The organism is Ralstonia sp. RRA, assembly GCF_037023145.1.
Classification (GTDB): domain Bacteria; phylum Pseudomonadota; class Gammaproteobacteria; order Burkholderiales; family Burkholderiaceae; genus Ralstonia.
This window is the reverse complement of record NZ_CP146091.1, coordinates 2887323-2911815: the sequence shown is the minus strand read 5'-3', so window position 1 is coordinate 2911815 and position 24493 is coordinate 2887323. Positions and strand designations below refer to the sequence as shown.

The 24493-nt window shown below is 64.3% G+C and carries 23 protein-coding genes; 18 read left to right on the top strand and 5 right to left on the bottom strand.

Going from position 1 to position 24493, the window contains the following annotated elements; all coding sequences use genetic code 11:
• Window positions 1-96 precede the first annotated feature (96 nt).
• Together V6657_RS14025 and V6657_RS14020 are read left to right on the top strand one after the other, a co-directional pair.
• Window positions 97-528, top strand: a complete 432-nt coding sequence (locus V6657_RS14025) for a ribonuclease domain-containing protein (protein ID WP_048933074.1) — start codon at window positions 97-99, stop codon at window positions 526-528.
• Entirely contained in the window at window positions 525-1160 is a 636-nt protein-coding gene (locus V6657_RS14020) for a barstar family protein (protein ID WP_048933073.1), read from the top strand. Before V6657_RS14025 ends, V6657_RS14020 begins: the two co-directional genes overlap by 4 nt.
• An 84-nt stretch (window positions 1161-1244) precedes the next feature.
• On the opposite strand, the gene V6657_RS14015 is transcribed toward V6657_RS14020, so the two are convergent.
• The 4 genes from V6657_RS14015 to gcvA form a co-directional block, all read right to left on the bottom strand.
• On the bottom strand, window positions 1245-1811 hold the full coding sequence (locus V6657_RS14015; RefSeq protein WP_048933072.1) for a YidB family protein: 567 nt from the start codon (window positions 1809-1811) through the stop codon (window positions 1245-1247).
• 88 nt (window positions 1812-1899) lie between these two features.
• Window positions 1900-2649 (bottom strand): 16S rRNA (uracil(1498)-N(3))-methyltransferase, encoded by a 750-nt coding sequence (locus V6657_RS14010; protein ID WP_048933071.1) that lies wholly within the window; start codon window positions 2647-2649, stop codon window positions 1900-1902.
• A 39-nt stretch (window positions 2650-2688) separates the two neighbouring features.
• Complete coding sequence (locus V6657_RS14005; protein ID WP_048933070.1) at window positions 2689-3111, bottom strand: glyoxalase/bleomycin resistance/extradiol dioxygenase family protein; 423 nt, start codon at window positions 3109-3111, stop codon at window positions 2689-2691.
• Window positions 3112-3190: 79 nt separating this feature from the next.
• Entirely contained in the window at window positions 3191-4117 is a 927-nt protein-coding gene (gene gcvA, locus V6657_RS14000) for a transcriptional regulator GcvA (RefSeq protein ID WP_048933069.1), read from the bottom strand.
• 176 nt (window positions 4118-4293) lie between these two features.
• On the opposite strand from gcvA, the gene V6657_RS13995 reads away from it, so the two are divergent.
• The 13 genes from V6657_RS13995 to V6657_RS13935 all read left to right on the top strand — a co-directional run bounded on the left by V6657_RS13995 (window position 4294) and on the right by V6657_RS13935 (window position 19431).
• Entirely contained in the window at window positions 4294-5361 is a 1068-nt protein-coding gene (locus V6657_RS13995) for a porin (RefSeq protein WP_048933068.1), read from the top strand.
• Window positions 5362-5527: 166 nt separating this feature from the next.
• Entirely contained in the window at window positions 5528-6547 is a 1020-nt protein-coding gene (locus tag V6657_RS13990; RefSeq protein ID WP_048933067.1) for a 2-dehydro-3-deoxygalactonokinase, read from the top strand.
• Window positions 6548-6657: 110 nt separating this feature from the next.
• Complete coding sequence (locus tag V6657_RS13985; RefSeq protein WP_048933066.1) at window positions 6658-7653, top strand: arabinose ABC transporter substrate-binding protein; 996 nt, start codon at window positions 6658-6660, stop codon at window positions 7651-7653.
• A gap of 286 nt (window positions 7654-7939) precedes the next feature.
• Window positions 7940-9475 carry an L-arabinose ABC transporter ATP-binding protein AraG gene (araG, locus tag V6657_RS13980; RefSeq protein ID WP_048933065.1) on the top strand — a complete coding sequence of 512 codons (1536 nt, stop codon included), beginning with the start codon at window positions 7940-7942 and terminating at the stop codon, window positions 9473-9475.
• A 17-nt stretch (window positions 9476-9492) separates the two neighbouring features.
• On the top strand, window positions 9493-10503 hold the full coding sequence (araH, locus tag V6657_RS13975; protein WP_048933064.1) for an L-arabinose ABC transporter permease AraH: 1011 nt from the start codon (window positions 9493-9495) through the stop codon (window positions 10501-10503).
• The gene (locus V6657_RS13970; protein ID WP_048933063.1) at window positions 10500-11411 is read left to right on the top strand and encodes an SMP-30/gluconolactonase/LRE family protein; all 912 of its coding nucleotides are present in this window, start codon (window positions 10500-10502) and stop codon (window positions 11409-11411) included. The genes araH and V6657_RS13970 overlap by 4 nt, the downstream gene beginning before the upstream one ends.
• Window positions 11392-12270 (top strand): aldose 1-epimerase, encoded by an 879-nt coding sequence (locus V6657_RS13965; protein ID WP_048933062.1) that lies wholly within the window; start codon window positions 11392-11394, stop codon window positions 12268-12270. The genes V6657_RS13970 and V6657_RS13965 overlap by 20 nt, the downstream gene beginning before the upstream one ends.
• Before the next feature lie 3 nt (window positions 12271-12273).
• Window positions 12274-13071, top strand: coding sequence for an SDR family oxidoreductase (locus V6657_RS13960; protein WP_048933061.1), 798 nt, complete (start codon window positions 12274-12276; stop codon window positions 13069-13071).
• Between the two features lie 3 nt (window positions 13072-13074).
• Window positions 13075-13710, top strand: a complete 636-nt coding sequence (locus tag V6657_RS13955) for a 2-dehydro-3-deoxy-6-phosphogalactonate aldolase (protein WP_048933060.1) — start codon at window positions 13075-13077, stop codon at window positions 13708-13710.
• Window positions 13707-14855, top strand: a complete 1149-nt coding sequence (gene dgoD, locus V6657_RS13950; RefSeq protein ID WP_048933059.1) for a galactonate dehydratase — start codon at window positions 13707-13709, stop codon at window positions 14853-14855. Before V6657_RS13955 ends, dgoD begins: the two co-directional genes overlap by 4 nt.
• Before the next feature lie 132 nt (window positions 14856-14987).
• Window positions 14988-17003: a transketolase gene (gene tkt / locus V6657_RS13945; protein ID WP_048933058.1), complete on the top strand. Its 2016-nt coding sequence runs from the start codon at window positions 14988-14990 to the stop codon at window positions 17001-17003.
• Between the two features lie 74 nt (window positions 17004-17077).
• Window positions 17078-18076, top strand: a complete 999-nt coding sequence (gene gap, locus V6657_RS13940; protein ID WP_048933057.1) for a type I glyceraldehyde-3-phosphate dehydrogenase — start codon at window positions 17078-17080, stop codon at window positions 18074-18076.
• Window positions 18077-18396: 320 nt separating this feature from the next.
• Complete coding sequence (locus V6657_RS13935; RefSeq protein WP_048933056.1) at window positions 18397-19431, top strand: LysR family transcriptional regulator; 1035 nt, start codon at window positions 18397-18399, stop codon at window positions 19429-19431.
• A gap of 82 nt (window positions 19432-19513) precedes the next feature.
• On the opposite strand, the gene fur is transcribed toward V6657_RS13935, so the two are convergent.
• Window positions 19514-19945, bottom strand: coding sequence for a ferric iron uptake transcriptional regulator (fur, locus tag V6657_RS13930; protein WP_021196003.1), 432 nt, complete (start codon window positions 19943-19945; stop codon window positions 19514-19516).
• A 163-nt stretch (window positions 19946-20108) separates the two neighbouring features.
• Between fur and V6657_RS13925 the strand changes: the two genes are divergently transcribed.
• The 3 genes from V6657_RS13925 to leuS all read left to right on the top strand — a co-directional run bounded on the left by V6657_RS13925 (window position 20109) and on the right by leuS (window position 24490).
• Window positions 20109-20768, top strand: coding sequence for an outer membrane protein assembly factor BamE (locus V6657_RS13925; protein ID WP_048933055.1), 660 nt, complete (start codon window positions 20109-20111; stop codon window positions 20766-20768).
• 120 nt (window positions 20769-20888) lie between these two features.
• A complete protein-coding gene (gene dapB, locus V6657_RS13920; protein ID WP_048933054.1) occupies window positions 20889-21680 on the top strand; it encodes a 4-hydroxy-tetrahydrodipicolinate reductase in 792 nt (263 codons plus the stop codon).
• A gap of 176 nt (window positions 21681-21856) precedes the next feature.
• Entirely contained in the window at window positions 21857-24490 is a 2634-nt protein-coding gene (gene leuS, locus V6657_RS13915; RefSeq protein ID WP_048933053.1) for a leucine--tRNA ligase, read from the top strand.
• The last annotated feature ends 3 nt before the right edge of the window (window positions 24491-24493 follow it).

The window sequence follows — 24493 nt, the reverse complement described above, 5'->3', positions numbered from 1 at the left end:
GCAAATCGGCCGTCCGTTTTCTATTGGATGGTCACCTGCGCTTGTGACCTGCGCCGGTCTGTCCGGCTGGCGCGATTCTCCCGTTAGGGCCTGCTGATGACAAAGCGACTTGGAGCGTGGATCGGCCGCTCCGTATCTCAGGCAGTGGCGCGCGGCGCGCTGGCGGCAACGCTTGCGTTGGCCGTGGTCGGCTTGCCTACCCACGCGGTTGCCCGGGACACCACCGGCATGTCTGCCGTCGTGGGAACCATTCGCTCAGCAGACTTGCCAAATGAGGCGCAGCGCACGCTGGCATTGATTGAGCAAGGCGGCCCGTTCCCATATGGGAAAGATGGCACCACGTTCGGCAACTATGAACGACGTTTGCCGGCACAGCGGCGCGGGTACTACCACGAGTACACCGTCAAGACGCGTGGGGCGCGCAACCGGGGTGCCAAGCGCATCATTTGCGGCGGCGATCAGCAGGCAGCCAACGACTGCTACTACACGGACGATCACTACAACAGTTTTCAACGGATACAGCGATGACGACCAACATGTTTGGGCTGGACGACTCGCTCACCGCACGCGATGAGCGCGTGGCCCGCGAGGTGTGGCACAAGGCGCAGAATCTGTACGATGGCGTGGTGGGGATGCAATCCCTGGGCGCACGCATCGGCGGCGCGGCCAAGTTGCCCCAGAACGCGCCGCACAATGCACCGCACAACATCATGACGCAGGACATCACCAAGACGGACGACGACGGAGCGCGTGAAGACGCCATGAACCTGTTCAAGACGGTGCGTCCGAATATCGTGCAATCGATCCGCGCGTTCCGGGTGGCGGATCTGGCGGAATCGGCGGCGAGCCTCGGTCAGCATTTCCTGTATGCGAACTGCGCGGCGGCAACCACCAAGAGCGAAGTGCTCGACGTGATCGCGCGCGAATTCCTGTTCCCCAAGCACTTTGGCAAGAACTTCGACGCCCTGGCAGACTGCCTGACCGACATGATCTACAAGGCCGGCCCGCAGCCGGGTTTCGTGATCGTGCTTGAAGGCCTGCCGTGCCAGCCGAAGTTCGACAAGGAAGCGCGCGAAGTGCTGCTGGATGTGTTCCGCGATGCCGCTGAGTTCTGGGGCGAGCGCAAGGTGCAGTTCCGCGTGTTCTACTCGTTCGCGTGAAGTTGAGTTGACTCAGCGCTGATTGATCGGCGTTGCACCAAAAAAGCCCGCAGATGCGGGCTTTTTGCTTTCTTGCGGCGATGCTCAGGCTGCTGGCAGCGCACCTTGCGGCGTGAGATGGTTCACCGCTTCCGGCAGACCTTCGGCGAGCTGGTTGGCGAGATCGCTTTCATTGATGCCGAAGGTGGAGGCCAGTTTCGACACTTCCTCCAGCGCACCGGTGCCGCTCAGCGCTTGCGTGATCTGCTCGCCCGACACTGGCAGGTTCTGGCCGTTGCCGATCCACGATTTGACCTGTTCGCCCAGGCCGGCTTGTTCCAGGATCTGCTGCAGCGGGCCGAGGCCGCCTGCCGCAGCCTGATCTGCGTTGCCGCTGCCGCCACCCAGCAAGCCGCCAAGCAGACCGCCCAGGCCACCTGCGCCGCCGGCACCGCCCAGCAGGCTGCCCAACGCACCGGCACCGCCTGCCGCGCCCAGCAGGCTACCTAGCGAACCCAACAGGCCGCCGTCTTGTTCTTGCTGCGGTTGGGCGCCGTTGCCGGCGTCTGGCGTTTTGCCGTGCTTCATTGCCAGATAGGCCAGCACGCCCACGGCAAGCAGCACTTTCTTGTTGGGTTGGCCTCCGCCGAGGAGTGAATCGAGTAGACCCATGATGAAGCTCCTATGGTCAATGGCGGGACAGGGATAGGCGCCCGCCGGGGGATCAAACGGTCAGTGTTGCGTTGTTAGAACACGAAACTTAAAACTCGCCGAGCACGGCGTGCAGCGCGGACACGGCAACCAGCGCCGCCGACTCCGTTCTCAGAATACGTCGCCCGAGTGTCAGCGGTAAGAAACCTGCACTTTCGGCCAATGCCTCTTCGTCGGGGGAAAGGCCGCCTTCGGGGCCGATCAGCAATTCGACGCCAGCGCTCTCGATACGCTCGCGCGATTGCACGGCCCATTGCGTGAGCGATTGTGTTCCGCGCGGCGACAGCAAGACGCGCGGCGTGTCCGTCGACTTGGCCGTCGCCAGCCACTCGCGCAGCGTGGCGACCGGCGCGACAGCCGGCACGCGTGCGCGACCGCATTGTTCGCAGGCGGCCTGCACGAGGGCTTGCCAGTGCTGCACGCGCTTGGTGGCGCGTTCACCGGAGAGCCGCACCACGCCGCGCTCGGTTTGCAGCGGGGCGATGGCGTGTACGCCCAATTCGACCGCCTTCTCGATTAGCCAATCCATCTTGTCGCCGCCGGCAATGCCTTGGGCGAGCGTGATGTTGTAGCGCGCTTCGGTGTCAGGGCGCGTGGACTCAGCGAGGCTGGCGGTGGCATCGCGCTTGTTGATGGCATCGAGCCGCGCGTGGAATTCGTGGCCGGAGCCATCGAACAGGCAGACCTCGTCGCCGATGGCCAGGCGCAGCACGTGGATGTGGCGCGTGACGGCTTCAGACAGGGTGACGGCGGTGTGCGGGGCGAGCGGTGTGTCGACGTAAAAACGGGGAAGCCCCATTGAAGCAATCCTTGTGATGATTCGGGTCAGGCGAAGCCATCAGCCTTCGGTGGCCGGGCGGCAGGCGAGGCCCCAGCGATAGCCGTCGGGGTCGCGCACGGCGGCATAGCGTTCGCACCAGAAGGCGTCGTGCGGTGCCATGATGGACGTGGCGCCCTGGTCCAACGCACGCTGGTAGGCGGCGTCCACGTCTTCGCAGTACAGGTGAAAACTCTGCGGACATTCGAAGCCGGCGGCTGCCGGGGCTTTGGCGGTGGTGCCGAATGCGCCTTCGGGTGCGAACATCAGCATCAGTTCGCCCTGGTAGGTCATCTCGACGTGGATGGGGCGCCCATGGTCGTGCACCTCATCCTGCACCTCAAAGCCAAAGGCATTGCGATAGAAAGCGATGGCGGCCGATGCGTCATGCACGGTCAGGTACGGGACGAGCCACGGAGTATTGGCGGGGCGGGGGAAGCTCATGGTGTTGCTCCTGCAGCCGGTGCAAGATGACCTCGGACGACTAGTGTAGAGCGCCTGCAACGCCACAATCAAAAAGAAATCAAAACACCTCGCCCGGCATCTGCTGGTTGCGCGCGCGGCCACCGCTGCGTGCGACTTCATCGGCAAGCCATTGGCGGAACAGCGCGAAGCCCGGATGTTCCACCGCCTCGTGCGGATGGATCAGGTAGTACGACAGGCGCAATGACGCCTCCGTCGCCAGCGGCCGCACGAGGCGCCCGGCCGCGATGTCGTATTCAACAAGGATGCCCTGGCCGAGCGCCACACCCTGACCATCAATGGCCGCCTGCAGCGCCATCAGCGCTTCAGAGAAGGCCGGCCCGCGCGTGGCATTGATCTGGCGCACGCCCACTTCATCAAGCCATTGCTGCCACGTCGGGTGGTGTGCGAGATGGCGCCCGCCGCGCTCGTGCAGCAGCGTGTGCGCGGCCAAATCCTGCGGCATGCGGATTGCCTGCTGCAGCGCGGCGTTGCACACGGGGAAGAAGTCGGTGGAGGTGAACCACTCGACGCGCAGGTTGGGCGCGTTGACCTGGCGGTCGTCGATGCAGAGGTCGAACTGGCCGTGATCCTGCACGTCGGCGGTGGAGACCTCGACGCGCACATGCGGATGCTGGTTGAAGAAGCGGTACAGACGTGGCACCAGCCACTTGGCGCCGAAGGTTGGAGGCACCGCCACGCGCAGCGGGGCGTCGGCGGTGTCCATCAGCAGGTCGGTGGCTTGCTCGATCGCGCGCAGGGCATCACGCACGCGGGGGAGGTAGTTGTCGCCGGCATCCGTCAGCGCGAGCTGGTTGTTGCGGCGGAGGAACAGCTTTTTACCCAGATGGTCTTCGAGCTGCTTGATCTGGTGGCTGACCGCGGCATTGGTCACGCACAGCTCATCAGCGGCCCGGCTGAAGCTCAGGTTGCGGCCCGCGACTTCAAAGACGCGCAATGCATTGAGGGGAGGAAGGCGCCGTGCCATGCGTTCTCGTTAAGAAAAATTTAACGTCTCGCGAAGAATTTGTAGTTTGCCACGTTAAGGCCCGGGCGACTACAAATGCGCCTGGGGACGGCGCGAGCTACGACTCGGTTTGCACAAGCGATCTCAATCACGCGAACCAGCCGGACCCCACCTAAAAAAACATCACAGGAGACGTCATGAATCGAACCACCGCTGTTCGCGGGATGCTGGCGTGCGGGCTTGCGCTGGCGGGCTGGACCGCCGCTCCCGCCCTCGCACAAACCAACGTCACGTTGTACGGCCGCGTCGCTGCCGGCATCGACTACCAGAACAACGTCGCGCCCACCGCGACATCGTCCGGCGGCAGCCTCTGGCGTGGTGCTGACAACCAGTGGGGCACCAGCATGTTCGGTCTGATGGGCAAGGAAGACCTGGGCGGTGGCCTGAAGGCCGTGTTCCGCCTGGAGTCGGGCTTCCACTCCACCGATGGCACCACCAATGGCAACGCGCTGTTCAACCGCCGTTCGTACGTCGGTCTGTCGAGCCCGACCTGGGGCACGTTGACCGCCGGTAAGAACCTGTTCATCAGCAATGACGTCTGGTTCCTGGACCCGACGGGCCAGCAGTTCATCGGCTCGGCCACGCTGGTGCGTGGGCGTAACTGGCCCGGCGCCAACAACATCGTCGAATACCAGAGCCCGACCTGGGGCGGCTTCCAGATTGGCCTGCAGACCGGGCTGGGCGAGCAGCCGGGTTCGTTCAAGAACAGCCGCCGGGATGGCGTGTCTGCCGTCTACACCGCAGGGCCGGTGGAAGTGCGCGCGATCTACGACGTCATCCGCGATGCGAACGGCAAGTTCAGCGACCTCTTTAACTTCTCAAAGGAAGCGACGATCGGCGGCACGTACACCCTCGGCAAGGCGAAGCTGTTTGCCGTGTACGAAAACCTCTCTGCGCCGGATGCCCCGGTCGGTGCGCCCACCAAGGCCAACCACTACTGGCTGGGCGTGAACTACGAGCTCACACCGGCGTTGACGCTGATCGGTGCCGCCTACCGCATCAACGTGAACAACGGCGGCGGCAACGCCAACCTGTTCATGCTGGGCGCGAACTACAACCTCTCGAAGCGCACGATGCTGTACGCCAGCGTCGGCACCGTGCAGAACAGCGCCACCGCCAACTTCTCGGTGGAGGCGACCAACAACAACCCGGCGCCGGGTAAGAACCAACTGGGTGCCTATACGGGTGTCGTCCACTCGTTCTGAAAAACCTGCACATGATCCTACTGCGCGTCCCGATCTTGCCCCTGCGATGCTCACCGTACCCATGTACGGTTGCGCTTCTCGGGTCAACCTCGGGCCGCTCGCTACGGATCCTGAGCCGGCTTCACCCCTGGGCCATGTCCTTCGTAACACCCAAGCAATGCCACGCATGAACATCCTCACCATCGACACCGGTACCACCAACACGCGCGTCACGGTGTGGCGTGATGACGTTGCACTCTGCCAGGCCGCGCGCCAGGTCGGGGTGCGCGACACCGCCATCACCGGCAACAAGACGACGCTGCAGCGCGGCGTGCAGGACACTGTCGAAGCCGCGCTGCAGAAGGCCGGCCTCGTCATCAACCAGGTCGACCTCGTGCTGGCGTCCGGCATGATCACCTCCAATGTCGGCCTGCACGAAGTGCCGCACCTGGTGGCGCCGGCCGGCCTGCGCGATCTGGCTGCCGGCATGGTGCAGGCGAGCATCCCCGAGGTGTGCGCCCAGCCGATCTGGTTTGTGCCGGGCGTGCGCAATCCGGTGGATAACCTCGGCCTGCACAACATCGAGTCGATGGACATGATGCGTGGCGAAGAGGTCGAGACGATGGGCCTGGTCTCGCGTCTCTCCATCACCGAACCGGCGGTAATCGTGCTGCCGGGCTCGCACTCGAAGTTCGTGCATCTGGATGCCGACCAGCGCATCACCGGTTGCGTGACGACGCTGGCCGGTGAGTTGCTGCACGTGATCACGCACAACACCATCCTGGCCGATTCGGTGGATTCCGACTTCGCCAGTGAGGTCGATCCGGAGATGTTGCTGGCCGGCGCGCGCAGCGCCAGCAGCATCGGGCTGGGGCGCGCCTGTTTCATGGTGCGCACGCTGGGCCAGTTCACGATCTACGAGCGCAATGCGCGGGCCAACTTCCTGCTGGGCGCGGTGCTGGGCGCGGATTTGCTCACGCTCAAGAACAGCAGCGCGATCCGCATGAACCCGGGTACGCAGTTCGTCATCACCGGCAAGCCGCTGCTGCGCGAGGCGCTGGCCGTGCTGGTGTCGGACGACGATTTCTTCTCGGGCAAGGTCACAGTGACCAGCAGTGAACAGCAGGAACACCTGGCCGGCAGCGGCGCGATTGCCATCGCCCGCGAGCGGGGTCTGGTGAAGACGTTGAAGGTGGCGCAAGCCTAGCGCTGGCGCGGCCTGGCCGATTTATCCACAACGGTTATCCACAGCAGTTGTCCACAGTGGTTATCCACAGCAAAACAGGTGCCGCCAAGACGGCGCCGAAAGGAGACAAGATGAACCAACAACGACGTGTTACCTTCAAGGCCATCGCGGCCGCCACGCTGTTTGCCATCGCTGGTGGGTTTGCCCACGCGGCAGACGACGTGAAGATCGGCTTCCTGGTCAAGCAGCCGGAAGAGCCCTGGTTCCAGGACGAATGGAAGTTCGCCGACCAGGCCGCCAAGGAGAAGGGGTTCAAGCTGGTGAAGATTGGCGTGCCCAGCGGTGGTGAGGTGCTGACCGCCATCGACAACCTAGGCGCGCAGCATGCGCAGGGTTTCGTGATCTGCGTGCCGGACGTGAAGCTCGGGCCGGCTGTGGTGGCCAAGGCCAAGCAGAACAACCTCAAGCTGATGACGGTGGATGACCGTCTGGTCGACGGCGCCGGTAAGCCGATCGAATCGGTGCCGCACATGGGCATCTTGGCCACGAAGATCGGCGAGCAGGTGGGCGACGCGATTGCGCAGGAGATGAAGAAGCGCGGCTGGAACCTCGCTGACGTTGGCGCCATCCGCATCGCCTATGACCAGTTGCCGACCGCCAAGGAACGCACCGACGGCGCCGTGGCCGCGCTCACCAAGGCGGGCTTTCCTGCTGCCAACGTGTTGACCAGCCCGCAGGCCAAGACGGACACGGAAGCCGCCTTCAACGCCGCCAACATCACGCTCACCAAGAACCCGAAGTTCAAGCACTGGATCGCGTTCGGCCTGAATGACGAGGCGGTACTCGGTGCGGTGCGTGCGGCGGAAGGTCATGGCGTGAAGCCGGCCGACATCATCGGCGTGGGCATCGGCGGCAGCCAGTCGGCACTCAACGAATTCTCCAAGCCTGAGAAGACCGGCTTCTTCGGCACCGTGCTCATCAGCCCGAAGCGCCACGGCTACGAGACCTCGCTGAACATGTATGAGTGGATCAAGGCCAACAAGGCGCCGGACCCGCTCATCCTCACCAGCGGCCGTCTGATGACGCGCGACAACGAGAAGGCCGTCCGCCAGGAAATGGGCCTTTGAGCACCGGCGGGTGACGGTAGTACGCCAGGAGCCAGCGGCGGGACAGAAAGCCCCAACGTTGGCTCTCCAGCGTGCCAACGTTGGGACAAAAAGAGCCGGTAGTGGCTCTCAGAGCGTCAGCTTCGGGACAAAAAGGCCCAGTAGTGGCTCTCTGAGAGTCAACTTCGAGACAAAAAGACCCGGGTAGTGACACTCAAAGTGTCAGCTTCAAGCCAAAAAGACCCGGTGATGGGACGCAAGGCACCAGCGGTGGGACAAATGAAGACGGTAGCGAAGGAGACTCGCCATGTCGGCGTTTCTTGAGTTTCGTGGCATCAGCAAGGTGTTTCCGGGTGTGCGGGCGCTGTCCGATGTGTCGTTCGGCATCGAATGTGGCCGCGTGCACGGCTTGCTGGGCGAGAACGGCGCGGGTAAGTCGACGCTGTTGAAGATCCTCGGCGGCGACTACCAGCCGGATGGCGGCCAGATCGTCGTCGAGGGCAAACCGACCGCGTTCCCGACCACGCGGGCGGCGCTCGATGCCGGCATTGCTGTCATCCATCAGGAGCTGCAGACGGTGCCCGAGCTGACGGTGATGGACAACCTGCTGCTTGGCCACTTGCCGGCCAGCGGCGGGTTCATCCGCCAGCGCGAGGCGATGGCCTGGACGCGCGAACAGCTCGGCCGCATCGGCGTCGATCTGGACCCGCGTGCCAAGCTGAAGCACCTGTCGATCGGCCAGCGCCAGATGGTGGAAATCTGCAAGGCGATCCTGCGCGATGCGCGGGTGATTGCGCTGGATGAACCGACGAGTTCGCTGTCGATCCGCGAGACCGACATCCTGTTCCGGCTGGTCAAAGACCTGCGCGCGCAGGGCCGGGCGCTGATCTACATCTCGCACCGGCTGGATGAGATTTTCGAGCTGTGCGACGGCTGCACGATCTTCCGCGATGGCCGCAAGGTGGCGGATTTCCCGTCGATGGCGAACGTCACACGCGACGAACTGGTCGCGCAGATGGTCGGGCGCCAGATCGACGACATCTTTGATTACCGCGCGCGCCCGCTCGGTGAAGTGCGCTTGCAAGTGGAGGGCCTGATGGGCCCGAAGCTGGCGGAGCCGGCGAACCTGTCCGTACGGCGTTGCGAGATCGTCGGCCTGTTCGGGCTGGTAGGCGCGGGGCGCTCGGAGTTGGCACGGTTGATCTACGGTGCCGATCGCAAAACGGCCGGCAGCATCGCGCTGGACGGCGCGCCCATCCGCATCCGCGATGTGGCCGACGCCATCCGCCAGGGCATCGTGCTGTGCCCGGAAGACCGCAAGGAAGAGGGCATCATCGGCTGCCGCTCGGTGTCGGAGAACATCAACATCAGTTGCCGGCGCAACCAGCGGCGCTTTGGTTTGTTCGTCAACGACAAGCAGGAAGCGAAGACCGCCGACCACTACATCAACCGCTTGCGCATCAAGACGCCCAACCGCGAACAGCAGATTCGGCTGCTGTCCGGCGGCAACCAGCAGAAGGCCATTCTGGCGCGCTGGCTGGCGGAAGACGACATGCGCGTGCTGATCATCGACGAGCCTACGCGCGGTATCGACGTCGGTGCCAAGAACGAGATCTACCAGGTGCTGTACGAGCTGGCCGAGCGCGGCGTGGCGGTGCTGATGATCTCCAGCGAGTTGCCGGAGATCCTCGGCGTGGCCGACCGTGTGCTGGTGATGAGCGAAGGTCGCATCGCCGGCGAACTGCCGCGCGAACAGGCCAATGAGCAAGCGGTCCTCAAGCTAGCCCTGCGTCCTGAATCCGCGCCGCTGCCGTCCGCACCTTTGCCGCCGCTGGCGGCATGAGAACCCCGGAGTCCAAGATGTCCCAGTCTCAACGTTTGCAACATGCCGACGCCCTGGCTGCGTCGGCCCGTTCCTCTATGAACAAGACGCGCCTGCTTCGCCTGCTGGACGATTTCAGCCTGCCGCTGATCTTCGCCATCCTGTTTGCCGCGCTGTCGTTCTCGGTTGAGTACTTCTTCTCGTGGCAGAACATGGTGGGTTTGGCGCTGTCCGTGTCGCAGATCGGCATGGTGGCCTGCACCATGATGTTCTGCCTGGCCTCGCGCGACTTTGACCTGTCGATCGGCTCGACGGTGGCGTTTGCCGGCGTGCTGTGCGCCATGATCATCAACGCGACCGGCAGCATCGCGCTCGGTATCGGGGCCAGTCTGGTGGCGGGCGCGGTGATCGGCGGCATCAACGGTTTCGTGATCGCCAAGCTGAAGATCAACGCGCTGATCACCACGCTGGCCACGATGGAAATCGTGCGTGGCCTGGCCTTCATCGCCTCCCACGGGCAGGCGGTGGGCGTGTCGGACATGGCCTTCTTCGATCTGGGCAACACCATCATCCTGGGCGTGCCGACGCCGGTGTGGGTGGCGGCGCTGTGCTTCGTGGTGTTTGGCGTGCTGCTCAACAAGACGATCTACGGGCGCAATACGCTGGCTATTGGCGGCAACCCGGAAGCGGCGCGTCTGGCGGGCGTGAACGTCAACATGACGCGTATCGTCATCTTCCTGATCCAGGGCGTGATTGCGGCGCTGGCGGGCGTGATTCTGGCGGCGCGCATCACCAGCGGTCAGCCGAACGCGGCGCAGGGCTTCGAGCTGAACGTGATCTCAGCTTGCGTGCTGGGGGGCGTGTCGTTGATGGGCGGCCGCGCGAGCATCAGCGGGGTGCTGGTCGGCGTGCTCATCATGGGCACCGTGCAGAACGCGATGAACCTGCTGAACATCGACGCGTTCTATCAGTACCTCGTGCGCGGCGGCATTCTGTTGGCAGCGGTGCTGGTCGATCAGTTGAAGAATCGCGGAGGGGCGGAACGATGAACGCGACCACGCTTTCCGATCTGCGCTGCACGCTGGGCGAAGGCATCGTCTGGGACGACGCCCTGCGTGTGCTGTGGTGGACCGACATCCAGGAATTCCTGCTGTGGCAGCACGATCCGGCGACAGGGCAGGAGCGCCAGTGGCCGCTGCCGCAGCGGGTGGGCTCGTTCGTGTTGACGGACGAACCCGGTGTGCTGATCCTCGGGCTTGCCAAGCAGGTTGCACGCTTCGATACACGAACCAACGTGCTGGAGTTGCTTGCTCCGGTGGAACCTGATGTCGCGGGCACGCGGGTCAACGACGGGCGCGCGGACCGTTACGGCAACTACGTTTTCGGCACCATGCACGAAGGCGGCCCAGAGCCTACCGGCAGCTTCTACCGTTTTACGCCGCTGGGCGTGCTGCAACGCCTGGCCTTGCCCAACATCACGGTCGCCAACAGCATCGCCTTCAGCCCCGACGGCACGACGATGTACTGGTGCGACACGCACAGCCGCCGTATCCATGCCTGTGACTACGACGGCCAGACCGGCGCAGTTGGCCACGTCCGTGTCTTTGCCGACTTGCGTGACGCGGATGACGGCGTGGGCCACAAAGGCTCACCCGACGGCTCCACCGTCGATGCCGAGGGCTGCCTGTGGAATGCAGAGTGGGGCGGCAACCGCCTTACGCGCTATGCGCCGGATGGGCGGGTGCTGGTGCATGTGGCGGTACCGGCGTCGCAGCCTTCGTGTCCGGCATTCGGTGGCGCCGCATTGGACACGCTGTATGTCACCAGCGCCCGCGAGGGTTTGTCGGCGCGCCGCCTGGCTGAAGATGTGAACGCGGGCGCGGTGTTCCGACTGCCTATTTCGAATGTGCGCGGATTGCCGGAGGCCCGGTTCGGTCATGCCTACGCTCCGGCTTGAGAACGGTGTGCTGCGCGCTGACGTGCTGCCCCAGTCGGGCGGCGGGCTGCTGCGCTTTGATCTGCTGCGTGGGAGTGAGGTCGTGCCCGTTTTCCGCCCGGCCCAGCTTGACGAGGCATTGCACGAGCCGAAGGCGCTGGCGTGTTACCCGCTGGTGCCGTGGTCCAACCGCATCGGCGGAGGGCGTTTCCTCTTTGAGGGCCGGACCATCGAGGTGCCCCTCACGCGCGACGACGAAACCTATCCACTGCACGGCCACGGCTGGCTGATGCCGTGGCATCAGGTGGCGAAGGGTGAGACGTTTGTCGAGTTGGCGGCCATGGTCGACCACGGCCAGCCGTTTCGTTATCTGGCGTTGCAGCGTTATACGCTGGCGGGCAACACGCTGCAGATGGCACTGACGGTGCGCAACGAGGGCGCGCCGTTACCGTTCGGGCTGGGTGTGCATCCGTTCTTCCCGCGTACGTCGGACGTGCGCCTGCAGGCGCGCGCCACCGGTATGTGGCAAGCCGCGCCTGACCATTTGCCAACGGTGTTGCAGGCACCGCCGCCGCATGCGGACTTCCGCAAGCCCCGACAACTGGAGCCCGGCCGCACCATCGACCACAGCTTCGAGGGCTGGGACGGCGCTGCCGACATCGTTTGGCCAAGTCGCCGCTTGTCGGTGCGAGTGAGCGCCACCACCTCGCGCTATGTGCTGTACACCCCGGCCCAGTACGACTTCTTCTGCTTTGAACCCGTCGACCACACCATCAACGCGCACAACCTGCCCGGCTTGCCGCAAGACCACGGCCTGACCATTCTCGGTACCGGCCAGAGCTTGCAGCGCGGCTACCAATTCACCGTCACATCGATCTGACGCATGACTGTTTGTCCGACGTCTTTCCCGCCGCGCCTCGCTGGCAAGGTCGCCCTGGTGACCGGCGCCACGCAGGGCATTGGTGGTGCCATCGCCAAGCTGTTTGCGCAGCACGGCGCCCGCGTGATCGTCAACGCGCTGGTGCGCGACGAACGCGCCGAAGCCTTTGCCGCATCCATCGGCAGCGACGACAACATCCTGCTCGTCCAAGCCGACGTGCGTGACCGCAGCCAGATCGGCGCGATGGTCGCGGCGGGCGTCGAGCGCTTCGGCGGTATAGACGTGCTGGTCAACAACGCGGGCATCAACGTGTTCTCCGATCCGCTCAAGCTGAGCGAGGAGGATTGGGCGCGCTGTCTTTCCGTCGACCTCGAAGGCGCCTGGCACTGTGCTCGCGCCGTGCTGCCGCACATGCTGGCGCGTGGGGCGGGCAGCATCGTCAACATCGCGTCGGTGCACGGGCACAAGATCATTCCGGGCGCATTTCCGTATCCGGTGGCCAAGCACGGGTTGATTGGACTCACGCGGGCACTCGGCATTGAATATGCGGCGCGTGGAATTCGCGTGAACTCGATCTCGCCGGGGCTGATCCTCACGCCGATTGCCGAAGCGGGCTTTGCCGCCGCGCCAGACCCAGAAGCCGAGCGCCGTCGCCAGGCCGAACTGTTGCCCTGCAAGCGCATTGGCGAGCCCGAAGAGGTGGCCTACACCGCGCTGTTCCTCGCCTCCGACGAGGCGCGCTTCATCAACGCGACCGACATCCTGATCGATGGCGGCCGGTCGCAGCTTTATCACGAGTAACGCATGACCTGGACCGCTCATCTTCCCTTGATCGCCATCCTGCGCGGCATCCGGCCTGACGAGGTATTGGCGCACACGCAAGCACTTGTCGACGTCGGCTTTGATGCCATCGAAATCCCGCTGAACTCGCCCGATTGGGCGCAGAGCGTGCGACTGGTCGCCCGTGCCTTTGGCGATCGCGCGTTGATCGGCGCCGGCACCGTGCTGAAGCCCGACGACGTTGAACTGATGGTCGCCGCAGGCGGCAAGCTGGTTGTCACGCCCAATACGAACGCGGACGTTATCCGCGCTGCCGCCGCGCGCAAGCTCGTCACCTGCATCGGCTGCATGACCGCCACGGAAGCCTTTGCTGCGCTTGATGCGGGCGCCGAGGCGCTGAAGATCTTCCCCGCCGGCAATCTCGGCCCTGGTTACGTGCGCGCGCTCAAGGCCGTGCTGCCGGCCGAGGTGCCGGTCTTCGCCGTCGGCGGCATCACACCGGAGAATCTCGCCGATTACCTGGCCGCCGGCTGCATCGGCGCGGGTCTCGGCAGTGATCTGTATCGCCCAAATCAGCCCGTCGAACGCACCGCCGAGCGCGCACGCGCCTTCGTCACTGCATATCGCACTGTTCAACCCGATCGCACCATCCACCCATGAAAATCACCCGCCTGACCACCTACCGCCTGCCGCCGCGCTGGATGTTCCTGAAAGTCGAAACCGACGAAGGCGTCACCGGCTGGGGCGAGCCCGTCATCGAAGGCCGCGCGCGCACGGTGGAAGCGGCGGTGCATGAGCTGTCCGACTACCTCATCGGCCAGGACCCAAGCCGTATCAACGATCTCTGGCAGACCATGTACCGCGCCGGTTTCTATCGCGGCGGGCCGATCCTGATGAGTGCCATCGCCGGCATCGACCAGGCGCTGTGGGACATCAAGGGCAAGGTGCTGGGCGTGCCAGTGTATGAACTGCTCGGCGGCCTCGTGCGCGACAAGATGCGCACCTATAGCTGGGTCGGCGGCGATCGCCCGGCCGATGTGATTGCCGGCATGAAAGCGCTGCAGGCCGGCGGTTTCGACCACTTCAAGCTCAACGGCTGCGAGGAGATGGGCATCATCGACACCTCCCGCGCGGTGGACGCGGCGGTGGCGAAGGTGGCGGAAATCCGCTCGGCGTTCGGCAACACGGTTGAGTTCGGGCTCGACTTCCACGGCCGCGTGTCTGCGCCGATGGCCAAGGTGCTGATCAAGGAGCTGGAGCCGTATCGCCCGCTCTTTATTGAGGAGCCTGTTCTGGCCGAACAGGCTGAGACCTACGCCCGTCTGGCCGCGCAGACCCATCTGCCGATTGCCGCCGGCGAGCGCATGTTCTCGCGCTTCGACTTCAAGCGCGTGCTGGAGGCAGGCGGGGTGTCGATCCTGCAGCCAGATCTGTCGCACGCGGGCGGCATTACCGAATGCGTGAAGATCGCCGCCATGGCGGAGGCCTACGATGTGGCGTTGGCGCCGCATTGCCCGCTTGGGCCGATCGCGCTCGCCGCCTGCCTGCACGTCGATTTTGTGAGCTGGAATGCCACGTTGCAGGAGCAGAGCATGGGCATCCACTACAACAAGGGTGCCGAATTGCTCGATTACGTGCGCAACAAGGCCGATTTCGCGCTGGAAGGCGGCTATATCCGCCCGCCGCGCCTGCCGGGCCTGGGCGTGGACATTGACGAAGCGCTGGTCATCGAGCGCAGCAAGGAAGCCCCCGACTGGCGCAACCCCGTGTGGCGCCACGCCGACGGTTCCGTGGCGGAGTGGTAAGCCTGGCGGGCGAGGGGGGCCGGGAGGGGGCGCTGTCCCCCGTTTTTCTGACCGCGATCACCCCAGCGGGGGCATGTCCGTCTGGTAAAATCGCGGTTTTCCCGCCTACCGTCTCTCCGCCCGCAGGTTCGCATGACCGCCCCCGCACTCCACTCGAATACCACCCAGCCCACTCAGCTGATGGCCAACGCCATCCGCGTGCTTGCCATGGACGCCGTCCAGCAGGCCAATTCTGGTCACCCCGGCGCGCCGATGGGCATGGCAGACATCGCCGTGGCACTGTGGAGCCGCCACCTGCGCCACAACCCGCTGAACCCGCGCTGGCCGGATCGCGACCGCTTCGTGCTGTCCAACGGCCACGGCTCGATGCTGATCTACGCGCTGCTGCACCTGACCGGCTACGACCTGCCGATGTCGGAACTGAAGAACTTCCGCCAACTGCACAGCAAGACCGCCGGCCACCCGGAATACGGCATCACCCCTGGCGTTGAGACGACGACCGGCCCGCTGGGCCAGGGCATCACCAACGCCGTCGGCATGGCGCTGGCTGAACGCCTGCTGGGCCAGGAGTTCAACCGCCCCGGCTTTGACATCGTCAACCACCACACCTACGTCTTCCTGGGCGATGGCTGCCTGATGGAAGGCATCAGCCACGAAGCCTGCTCGCTGGCCGGCACGCTGGGCCTGAACAAGCTGATCGCGCTGTGGGATGACAACGGCATCTCGATCGACGGCGAGGTCGTGCACTGGTTCAACGACGACACCCCGAAGCGCTTCGAAGCCTACGGCTGGAACGTGATTCGCGCCGTGGACGGCCACAACGTGGACGCTGTGGACGCCGCCATCGCTGAAGCCAAGAAGTCGAACAAGCCGACGCTGATCTGCTGCCGCACCGTGATCGGCAAGGGCGCGCCCAACAAGGAAGGCGGTCACGACGTGCACGGCGCCCCGCTGGGCGGCGTGGAAATCGCTGCCGCGCGCGAAGCGCTGGCTTGGCCGCACGCCCCGTTCGAAGTCCCGCAAGCCGTGTACGACGCATGGGACGCCAAGGGCCAAGGCCAAGCCGTGGAAAAGGCCTGGAACGCACTGTTCGATGCGTACTCCGAGCGCCACCCGGCCGAAGCCGAGCAATTCGAGCGCCGCATGCGCGGTGAACTGCCGGCCAGCTTCGAAAAGGCCGTCGAAGAGTTCATCGAGAAGTGCGAGCTGAAGGCTGAAACCATCGCCACCCGCAAGGCCAGCCAAAACACGCTGGAAGCCTACGGCCCGGTGCTGGGCGAGCTGCTGGGCGGCTCGGCCGACCTGACCGGCTCGAACCTGACCAACTGGAGCGGCAGCAAGGCCGTGCGTGTGGATGCCTGGGGCAACCACATCAACTACGGTGTGCGCGAGTTCGGCATGAGCGCCATCATGAACGGCATCGCGCTGCATGGCGGCTACATTCCGTACGGCGGTACGTTCCTGACGTTCTCCGACTACAGCCGCAACGCCCTGCGCATGGCCGCGCTGATGAAGATCCGCTCGATCTTCGTCTTCACGCACGACTCCATCGGCCTGGGCGAAGACGGCCCGACGCACCAGTCGATCGAGCACGTCGCCAGCCTGCGTCTGATCCCGAACATGGATGTCTGGCGCACCGCCGACACCACCGAAACCGCCGTCGCCTGGGCCGCAGCCATCGAGCGCCAGAACGGCCCGAGCTGCCTGATTTTCAGCCGCCAGAACCTGCCGTTCCAGGCACGCAACCCCGCCACCCGCGAAGCCATTGCCCGCGGCGGCTACGTGCTGCGCGATGCGGCCAACGGCAAGCCGGACGTGGTCATCATCGCCACGGGTTCGGAAGTCGGCCTGGCGGTTGGCGCGGCTGACCAACTGGCTGCCGAGGGCATCCACGCCCGCGTGGTGTCGGTACCGGCGACCACCGTGTTCGACAAGCAGGACTCGGCTTACAAGGCCAGCGTGCTCCCGCATGGCGTGCCGCGCATTGCCGTGGAAGCGGGCGTGACGGACTTCTGGTGGAAGTACCAGGTGCAGGCTGTGGTCGGCATCGACACGTTCGGTGAATCGGCCCCGGCGGGCGTGCTGTTCAAGCACTTCGGCTTCACCGTCGAAAACGTGGTGAACACCGCCAAGAGTGTCATTGCTTAACTGAATTTGCGCATGCGGCACCCACGAGGTGCCGCGTTGCTTTCGATTTCATCTTTGCTATCAGGAGACTGACCATGACCATCAAGATCGGCATCAACGGCTTCGGCCGCATCGGACGCATGGTGTTCCGCGCCGCCATCGCCAACTTCAAGGACGTCGAAGTCGTTGCCATCAACGACCTGCTCGAGCCCGACTACCTGGCGTACATGCTCAAGTACGACTCGGTGCACGGCCGCTTCGACGGCGAAGTCGCGGTCGACGGCAACACGCTCGTCGTCAACGGCAAGAAGATCCGCCTGACCGCCGTGAAGGACCCGTCCGAGCTGAAGTGGGGCGAAGTCGGCGCCGACGTGGTGATCGAGTCGACCGGCATCTTCCTGACCAAGGAAGGCGCACAGAAGCACATCGACGCGGGCGCCAAGAAGGTGATCATGTCGGCCCCGTCCAAGGACGACACCCCGATGTTCGTGTTCGGCGTGAACCATGAGTCGTACAAGGGCGAAGCGATCATCTCGAACGCCTCGTGCACGACCAACTGCCTGGCACCGGTTGCCAAGGTGCTGAACGACAAGTGGGGCATCAAGCGCGGCCTGATGACGACCGTGCACGCTGCCACCGCCACGCAGAAGACCGTCGATGGCCCGTCGAACAAGGACTGGCGCGGCGGCCGCGGCATCCTGGAAAACATCATCCCGTCGAGCACTGGCGCTGCCAAGGCCGTGGGCGTGGTGATCCCGCAGCTCAACAAGAAGCTGACCGGCATGTCGTTCCGCGTGCCGACCTCCGACGTGTCGGTGGTCGACCTGACCGTCGAACTGGAAAGCGCTGCCACGTACGCTGAAATCTGCGCCGAAATGAAGGCACAGAGCCAGGGCGCACTGAAGGGCGTGCTGGGCTACACGGAAGACAAGGTTGTGGCCACCGATTTCCGCGGCGATGCGCGCACTTCGATTTTCGACGCTGAAGCCGGTATCGCGCTGGACGGCACCTTCATCAAGGTCGTGAGCTGGTACGACAACGAGTGGGGTTATTCGAACAAGTGCCTGGAAATGGCGCGCGTGGTGGCCAAGTAATCCGCACTTTGTGGCACAGGAAACGTGCCACAGACGTGTTCATGATGCAGGCCAGTTAATCTGGCTGGTGCTTCATGCAAAGGCGGCATGATGGGCTTTCGAACCTGTCTGCCGCCTTTGTTATAGTGCGAAACGAAAACGTTTGCGCAGAAGCAAATTTAGGGTGCGGGCCACTGGAATTCGCTTTGAAAATTGAGACGTGTTCCGTACACTGAACAAATACTACATTGTGATGTGGCGGCTATTTGCGGCCCATCTGGCCGTTGCTCTTGCAACGTTTGCCATTTCAGCTTTCCAACGTGTCTGAGCCAAGGCATCCCATGGTCAACGTCGATACCAAGCTGTTGGTGATTTTTGTCGAGCTGCTCAGCAAGCGGAACGCCACATACGTGGCTGAAAAGATGCACATGACCGCGCCCGCGGTGTCGCATTCGCTGGGCCGTCTGCGCGAGATCTTCGACGATCCTCTCTTTATTCGCGTCCCGCATGGCCTGACGCCAACGCCCAAGGCGCTCGAACTCGGCCCCAAGGTGCGCGAGATGCTCGACCTGTGGGCGGCCATCAACGAAGGCGATATCGCCACGTTCGATCCGGCAGAGGCCACCGGTGCGTTCAACGTCAGCTTTGCCGGTACGTTGGGTGATGCATTGTTCGATCGCTTCCTGCTGCGCATCAAGCGCCTGGCACCGGGCCTGCAGGTGCGTCTGACCGAATCGTCCTCGTGGGAAGCCGACGTGGCCGCCATGCGTGCCAACGAGCTGGACCTGGCGTTCTCGCCGTTCCCCACGCGGCATCCGGAGATCATGGAAGAGGTCGTGACCTCCTTCAACATGTGGGTCTGCGCACGCAAGGACCACCCGATCCTCGCCGAGCGCTGCACGCTCGAGCAGTACCTCGAGTGCGAGCACATCTTCATCGCACAGGGCAGCCCGGGCAACCGCGTGGCACCGTCGCTTATTCCGCTGGACTACGCACTGCAGCAGCGCGGCCTGAAGCGCAACTCCACCATGACCGTGCACGGCTGGCGCACCCAGGCCGAGGTGGCGAGCCAGACCGACATGATCTTCACGGTCAATTCGCTGATGAAGGATCTGGTGTGCGATGCGTACAACCTGAACGCCTTCCCGCTGCCGTCCGAGCTTGAAACCGTGCTGGGTCTGAACATGCTGTGGCACCGCAGCCGCAACACGCATCCGATGCTGGTGTGGGCGCGTCACCTGTTCAAACAGGTGGTGGCCGAATACACCGGTCAGGCATTGGGCGCGCCGGCGCACTCGCCGCTGCAGGCCGATGAGTCGGGCAAGAGCGGCAAGGGCGATGCAGAAAAGGAGGGCGAGACGCGGCTGTCCGTCTGACGCCTGCTGTGCTCCCGTCCCAATGAAAAACGGCCGCAGACGATGCGGCCGTTCTCTTTTGTGGGTGGCGCTTCAGCGCGATTCAGCGTTTGGGGCGATGTGGGCAGGGCTCTTTCGTGCAGTTGCCGTAGAGCGACAGTGCATGCTCCTGCAGCGCAAAGCCGCGCGCACGGGCGATGCTTTGCTGGCGCTGCTCGATCTCGGCGTCAAAGAATTCTTCCACACGGCCGCAGTCTAGGCACACGAGGTGATCGTGGTGCTTGCCCTCGTTGAGCTCGTAGATGGCCTTGCCGGATTCGAAGTTGTTACGCGACAGCAGCCCGGCCTGCTCGAATTGGGTCAGCACACGGTAGACCGTGGCTAGGCCAATATCCATGTGCTCGGCGAGCAGGATGCGGTACACGTCTTCAGCGCTCATGTGGCGCTCTTCGCTGGTCTGAAAGATCTCGAGGATCTTCAACCGCGGCACCGTGGCTTTCAGACCGATGTTCTTGAGGTCTGCAGGACTCGGCATGCGCCTGGCTCCCTAGAGTACAATGTTCGGATATTTCAATCATAAGGGTTTTGGCGGCAAAAGTCCTATTGGACAGGCTGAACGGGCATATGAGATGTGCCTGGGCCGTCGCCATCCCTCACGTACCGGGCCCGTCCCGGGACCGTTTCAAGGCCGATCGCTCATGACCTTTTCCGTTGCGCGCAGTCCTGTCCGTTTTGCCACCATCGCTGCCCGTCGCGGCGGCCTCGTACTGGGCACCATGCTTGCTGCATCGGCGTTGCTGGCTGGATGCGGTACCTACGACAGCACCACGCGCAAGATCGCCAATGCCATCACGCCGTATCGCATCGATATCGTGCAGGGCAACTTCGTCTCGCGCGAGCAGGCAGCGCAGCTCAAGGAAGGCATGACGCGCGATCAGGTGCGCTTCGTGCTCGGCACGCCGCTGCTGACCGACATGTTTCACGCCAACCGCTGGGACTACGTCTTCTCGTTCAAGCGCGGCAACACGAACGTCGTGCAGGAACGCAAGCTGACGCTGTGGTTTGACGGCGATCGTCTGGCCAAGTGGGTGGGCGCGGATGATCTGCCGTCCGAGACCGAGCTGATTGCCGAGATCGATGGCATCAAACGCCCGAAGAAGGAGGCCGCTGAGGCCGCCGCGGCTGCGGGTGCCGCGCCGGCAGCACGCGCGCCGTCGATTCCGTCGGCTGAAGTGAGCGACCGTGTGCAGTCGACCACCGGTGCCAAAAACACCGTGGACGTGACGCTACCGGAGCGCCGCACCGGTGGTGGTGGCAGTGACGCCGCCGTTCCGCCGCCGGCCACCCAGCCGCAGTGACGCGCCGAGGGGCGGATTAGCCAAACCGGCAACCCATCTTCAAGCGAGCGGCGGACTGGTTCCGCCGCTTGTCCGTTGTACAGACCGTTTTTTTATTCGTACTTTTCCGCGCTGACTGACATGAAAATCGCGATTGCAGGCGCCTCGGGCCGCATGGGCCAGATGCTGATCGACACCGTATTGCGTACCCCGGGTGCGACGCTGGCTGCGGCACTGGACCGTCCCGGCAGCGAAGCCGTAGGCCAGGATGCAGGCGCCAAGCTGGGCAAAACCACGGGCGTGATCGTAACGGATGACGTGCGCGCAGGGCTGTCGCAAGCCGACGTGCTGATCGACTTCACGCGCCCGGACGCGACGCTCAATCACTTGAACATCGCGCGTGAGCTGGGTACGGGCGTGGTGATCGGTACGACGGGTTTCACGGCCGAGCAGAAGGCCAGCTTCAAGACCTACGGCGAATCGATCGGCGTGGTCTGGGCGCCCAACATGAGCGTGGGCGTGAATGCGACCTTCAAGCTGATCGAGTTGGCCGCCAAGATCCTGGCGCAAGGCTATGACGTCGAGATCATTGAAGCGCACCACAAGCACAAGGTCGATGCGCCGTCGGGCACCGCACTCAAGCTGGGCGAGATCGTGGCCGAGGCACAGGGCACAAAGCTGGCGGACCGTGCGGTGTACGCACGTGAAGGTGAAACCGGCCCGCGCGAGCTCGGCACTATCGGCTTTGCCACCGTCCGCGGCGGCGACATCGTGGGTGACCACACGGTGCTGTTTGCCGGCGAAGGCGAGCGCATCGAGATCACGCACCGCTCCAACACGCGCCAGTCGTATGCCGAAGGCGCTGTGCGTGCCGCCGTGTTCCTGGCCGGCAAGAAGGGCCTGTACGACATGAACGACGTGCTCGGCCTGTAAGTCAGGCGGGCAAGAACGGGCGTCGGCAGGCCTGTCTGGCGCCCTTTCCGCAGTGTCGCCATCGCCCGGATAGGGTGGGTGGCGACGGTATAATCGGGCCTTTTCCGTCATTCACTCTGGCCACGCGCGCTGCGCGAGGCTGCAATCGCCCGGGGCTCCCTGGGCGACCCATCGCCATGCAAGACAAATACTCCCCGTCCGACGTTGAACAGCAGGCCCAGCAACACTGGCAGGCCAAAGACGCCTACCGCGTGACCGAACACGCGCGCGCCGCTGACGGCTCGGACAAGCCCAAGTTCTACGCCTGCTCGATGCTGCCGTATCCGTCGGGCAAGCTGCACATGGGCCACGTGCGCAACTACACGATCAATGACGTGATGACGCGTCAGCTGCGCATGAAGGGGTACAACGTGCTGATGCCGATGGGCTGGGACGCCTTCGGCATGCCGGCGGAAAACGCAGCGCTCAACAATGGCGTGGCCCCGGCCGCCTGGACCTACGACAACATCGCTTACATGAAGAAGCAGATGCAGTCGATGGGCCTGGCGATCGATTGGTCGCGCGAGGTTGCTACCTGCAACCCGGACTACTACCGCTGGAACCAGTGGCTGTTCCTGAAGATGCTCGAAAAGGGCATCGCCTACCGCAAGACCGGCACCGTCAACTGGGACCCGGTCGACCAGACCGTGCTCGCCAACGAGCAGGTGATCGACGGGCGCGGCTGGCGCTCGGGCGCGGTGGTGGAAAAGCGCGAGATCCCGATGTACTACCTGCGCATCACCGAGTATGCGGAGGAGCTGCTGTCCGACCTGAACCCGCTGGGCTGGCCCGAGCGCGTCAAGCTGATGCAGCAGAACTGGATCGGCAAGAGCGAAGGCGTACGTTTCGCCTTCCCGCACAGCATCCCGGGCGATGACGGCAAGCTGATCAACGACGGCAAGCTGTACGTCTTCACCACGCACGCCGACACCATCATGGGCGTCACCTTCTGCGCCGTGGCCGCCGAGCACCCGATCGCCACGCACGCCGCGCAGACCAACCCCGCACTCGCCGCGTTCATCGACGAATGCAAGCACGGCAGCGTGATGGAAGCCGACATGGCGACCATGGAAAAGAGGGGCATGCCGACGGGCCTGACGGTCACGCACCCGCTCACGGGCGAATCCGTGCCGGTGTGGGTCGGCAACTATGTGCTGATGACCTACGGCGACGGCGCCGTGATGGGCGTGCCGTCGCACGACGAACGCGACTTCGCTTTCGCCAACAAGTACAACCTGCCGATCAAGCAAGTCGTGGATGTGAAGGGCCAGCCCTACGACACGACCACCTGGGCCGAGTGGTACGGTGACAAGGAACACGGCGTGCTGGTCCACAGCGGCAAGTACGATGGCCTGAACTACAAGCAAGCCGTCGATGCCGTGGCCGCTGACCTGGCCGCCAAGGGCCTCGGCGAGAAGAAAACCACCTGGCGCCTGCGCGACTGGGGTATCAGCCGCCAGCGCTACTGGGGCACGCCGATCCCGCTGATCCACTGCGACAGCTGCGGCGTGGTGCCGGTGCCCGAGCAAGACCTGCCGGTGCGCCTGCCCGAAGACCTCGTGCCGGACGGCACGGGCAACCCGCTCAACAAGGACCCGCGCTTCCTGGAATGCACGTGCCCGTCGTGCGGCAAGCCCGCGCGCCGCGAGACCGACACGATGGATACCTTCATCGATTCGTGCTGGTACTACATGCGCTACACGTGCCCGGACGGCGCCACGATGGTCGACGCCCGCAACGATTACTGGATGCCGATGGACCAGTACATCGGCGGCATCGAACACGCGATCCTGCACCTGCTGTACGCGCGCTTCTGGACCAAGGTCATGCGTGACCTGGGCCTTGTCAAGTTCGACGAGCCGTTCACCAACCTGCTCACGCAGGGCATGGTGCTCAACGAGACGTACTACCGTGAAGACGCGTCCGGCAAGAAGCAGTGGATCAACCCGGCCGATGTGGACGTGCAGACCGACGAACGCGGCCGCCCAGTGGGCGCCACGCTCAAGGCCGACGGCCAGCCGGTGGTGATTGGCGGTGTGGAGAAGATGTCGAAGTCGAAGAACAACGGCATCGACCCGCAAGCGCTGATCGACCAGCACGGCGCCGACACCGCGCGCCTGTTCACGATGTTCGCTGCACCGCCCGAGCAGCAGCTCGAGTGGAACGATGCCGGCGTGGAAGGCGCCTCGCGCTTCCTGCGTCGCCTGTGGAACTTCGGCGTGGCGCATGGTGATGCGATCCGCGCTGGCCACGGCAATGGCGTTGTCGCTGGTGCGACCGATGCCGACCGCGCGCTGCGCCGTGAGCTGTACACCGTGCTCAAACAAGCCAACTACGACTACGAGCGCCTGCAGTACAACACCGTTGTCTCGGCGACGATGAAGATGCTCAACGCGCTGGAAGGCGCCAAGGACGCCGGTGCCGATGCGCGCCGCGAAGGCCTCGGTATCCTGCTGCGCGTGCTGTACCCGGTGGTGCCGCACATCACGCACGTGCTGTGGACGGAGCTCGGCTACGCCGGCGCGTACGGCGACTTGCTCGACGCCCCGTGGCCGCAGGTCGACGAAAGCGCGCTGGTGCAGAGCGAGATCGAACTCGTGCTGCAGGTCAACGGCAAGGTGCGCGGCAGCATCGTGGTGCCGGCCGATGCCGACCGCGCTGCCATCGAGGCGATTGCCGCCAAGGACGAAGCCGTCCAGAAATTTGCTGAAGGCAAGCCGCCCAAGAAGATCATCGTGGTGCCCGGCCGTCTGGTGAACGTGGTGGCCTGACCG